This window comes from Deltaproteobacteria bacterium (assembly GCA_016234845.1).
Taxonomy (GTDB): Bacteria; Desulfobacterota; Deferrimicrobia; order Deferrimicrobiales; family Deferrimicrobiaceae; genus JACRNP01.
Map to the genome: position 1 here is coordinate 1 of JACRNP010000155.1, position 3373 is coordinate 3373.

Below are 3373 nucleotides of genomic sequence, written 5' to 3' on the forward strand. Positions count from 1 at the left end.
CGCCTGTAGGGCTTTTTGCGCCTCGGGGGGGAGCGGGGCGCCGGACTGGATCATCTGCTTCGCCGCCTCGGCCTGCTGCGGGGTGACGCCGGGGGGGAGGGCAGGCGCGTCGGCGGCGAAGACCGGCCTTGCCGCGAGCAGCAGCAGGACCGGGACGTTCATCAGAAGTCGCCAGAGACTATTCATGTTCACCTTCCGGAGGAAATCTCTGATGTGTCGACGGGGGAAGCGGTGCTGGTCCACATCCTACCCACCCGGCGGAAACCCGTCAAACGGCGCTTCATTTCCCGATTCCGAGCTGGTACGAGAACCCCACGCGGAAGGAGGCGTCGGATGCGGCGGAGCCGGGGATGCCGCCGGGGTTGTCCACCTTTTCGAGGGCGATCTCCCCTTCGGCGCGCACGCGCTCGGAGAGCCAGCCGACGAGGCCGGCGGAGGTGCGATTCGTCCGCTCCTTTTCGGGGCCGGGAACGTACCGGTCGGTGCGGGCCAGCGTCACCTCCAGATAGGTCGAGGGGAGGAAGAAGTAGTGTCCCTGGAGGGAGAGGTCCTTCGCGTCGGTTCCCATCGGGTGGCCGAGGATCCGGCCGCGGTAAGAGTGGGCGTAACCGCCGCCGGAGGAGCCGTGGATGTACCAGGCCGCGCCGTCGCCGCCGCTTTGGTTGTCGGCGTATTCGAGGCGCAGGTCGAACGCCGGATTGCCGAGAAGAGCGGGCAGGAAGACGCCGCCCACGTAGGCCCACTTGGTGGGGCCGGGGATCGGGGTGCCCAGGATCTTCGCCTCGTCCTCCCCCGCCATCTCCAGATACGCCTGGACCGGCTGGCTCGGGGAAGGGAGCGTGACCGTGACGTCGAACCCGCCGAGCTGGTTGCCGCTGAACCCTTCCTGGTTGTCGCGGGTGCCCAGGAACGAGCGCCACCAGTCGCCGACGCCGTTGCCGTGCTCCTCCCCGCCGTAATGGATGGCGCGGGAGAGGCCGACTTCCAAGTACCGGTTGGGGCGCGCGGCCAGCCGCATGCCGTTCAGCAGCGGGCGCGGAATGGGGCGGTCCCCCTCGAGGCGGGCGAGGAAGATGTCGTACTGCACGTTGCCGAGGAACGAGAAGAAGCCGGTGAGCGGGATCGGGACCGGATTGCGCAGGCGGACGCCGGGGTAGCTCTGCGCGTTGTTGGTGAAGAGGAGGGCGCCGCGGCGGCCGGGGCCGTACCAGGCGGCGATCTTCCCGGCCTGGAGGGAGGCGTACGGGACGCCGGCCTCGATGGCGGTTTCCCCGACGCGGGTGCCGGTGTCGCCGCTTTCGCCGAAGAAGGCCGATGCGGAGGCATGGGCGGAGACGTTCGGCGACGACTCCTCGCGGGCGATGGCGGACAGGTGGGCGGACAGCCCTTTGGGAGTGGGGACGCCACCCTCGTTTATGCGGGTCTCGCGCTTTTCGGAGGCCGCGACCCCGGCGGTCCCGCGCGCGAACGCGGTGCTCCTCGTCGCATACGAAACCCAGCGGGCCAACTGCGCGTCGAAACCGTACCCCATGGAGGCGGCGTTGCTGTTGTCGAGGGCGGCCCGGACGGCGGCAATCGAGTACGGGCGCGTGTTGGCGAGGAAGCCGGGAAGCTGTCCCATCGCGTTCAGCTTGTCGACGGCCAGGTAGATCTCCCGCTCCCCCGCCAGGAACAGGTCGGCGGCGCGGGCGGGGGCCGCGGCCAGCGCTCCGAGGCCCACAAGGAGGAGGACGACGGAACCCGGCACGACATTGCGACGGGCGCGCAGGCTACCGCCCATTCGGCCTGCGAATCCGCAGGACCGGCGGGGGTCCGGCACTCTGTCGCCCGCTTTCATCATACGAACATTGTCGTTCATTGCAGGAAACAGTACTGTCAAACAATCGCCTCGACGGGCCTCCTCCCGCCGGGCGACGCTTACGACTCGAGCGCCTGTTTCTCGATGGTGAGGCGATAGCTGGAAACGGCGTCGAGGAGAAGGAGGGCCTTCGTGGATCTTGACCCTCTGCCCCGCGGCAAGGGAAAGCTTCTTCGGTTCGAGCTTGACGACGCCTTCCTCGTTCATCCGCGCGCGGACCGCGGCGATGATCTCCTCCCCCACCTCCTGCGGCTCGGGACCGAAGCAGATGACGCGGGCCACCCCGTGCGTGTACTTGATGGTCTTCAGCTCATCGCCCTCGAACCGGACGAAAAGATAGGTCGGGAAGAGCGGGCGGATCTCGAAGACCCCGCGGCTGCGTTTCGACTTCCTGCTGATCTTCGGGAAGAGGACGTCGTACCCGGCACCGGTCAGGCGAGTGAACACCCTGTTTTCATTCAGGGATTTTGTCTTTACCAAGTACCACTTCGGCTCCAAGCATTGCCCTCCGGTAGGATCGTTTACGAGACCTTCCGGGTGTCATTGGATGCGCGTCTCGTAGGTCTGGGCGTACGCCGGAATCTGGTGGTTAATATTACCGAAATAGCAGTCCGAGGGCAAGGAAAAGGTATGTAAGGTCAGGAAGTTGTACGTTATTCCTGATAAGGGCGCCGAATCCGTACGGCGGGATCTGCCGGGGATCAGGCGATGTGGAGGGGAACCGATTTCGGATCGGCGTTGGGAAAACCTTTCCTCACACGGTGCCGCGCCCGTTCCCCGGGAACGGAGAGGAAAGGAGGGGGGCCGGACCTTCGAGCTGGGGGATCTGATCGAAGCCGGCGCGGGCTATGGAGGCGCCGGCGGCGGCGACGATGTCGCGGTACGTCGCGGACCGGTCCGCTTCGCGGAGCGCGCGGCAGAGGTAATACGTGTGGGCGCCGTGGTAGCCGCCGTCGATGAACGCGTCGGCGGACGTCTGGTCGTCGCGGCAGGCGGCGATCAGGACCGCGTTGCTGCGGGTGACGCCGACGCCGAAGCGGCGGGCGGGGCGGCGGGGGCAGGGTGGAGCCGGGTACGGCGCGCCGGGGTGCGCAAGGAACCGGGGGCGGGTTCGGGCGGCCGGTCCGACCGATGTGGGCGGAAGGCACTCGCAGGCGGTGGCGGCGCAGTCGAACAGTCTGGAATAGACGTGGGCAGCCGTGGGGACGAATTCGCGCAGTCCGGTGCCGGAGTGGCAGCAGTCCAGTATGACGGTGAGGAGGGCGCCTTTGGGGACGGCGGTGCATGCGGCGGCGAGGTCGTCGTCGGTGAGCGGGCGGTCCCAGTCGAGGTCGTACGGGCACAGGATCTCGTCGAGCCGGTCGGTTTTCTCGGCCCCGTTCCGATCGGGGACCTGCGAGCCGTGGCCGGAGTAGTGGAAAACGAGGGAATCGCCCCGGGCGGCGCCATCGGTCAGCCACGCGAGGCCATCCAGGATCGCTTTCGTGGTGGCGCGCGCGTCGATCAGGATGCGCG

At 67.8% G+C, this 3373-nt stretch carries 3 protein-coding genes; all 3 read right to left on the reverse strand.

Annotated features, from left to right (window positions below; genetic code table 11):
• Nucleotides 1-186 (reverse strand): hypothetical protein (locus tag HZB86_10440; protein MBI5905942.1); only part of this gene is annotated, 186 nt, incomplete at its 3' end.
• 94 nt (nt 187-280) lie between these two features.
• Nucleotides 281-2356 (reverse strand): hypothetical protein, encoded by a 2076-nt coding sequence (locus tag HZB86_10445; protein MBI5905943.1) that lies wholly within the window; start codon nt 2354-2356, stop codon nt 281-283.
• 256 nt (nt 2357-2612) lie between these two features.
• The coding region (locus tag HZB86_10450) for a caspase family protein (protein ID MBI5905944.1) at nt 2613-3373 on the reverse strand (761 nt) is incomplete at its 5' end.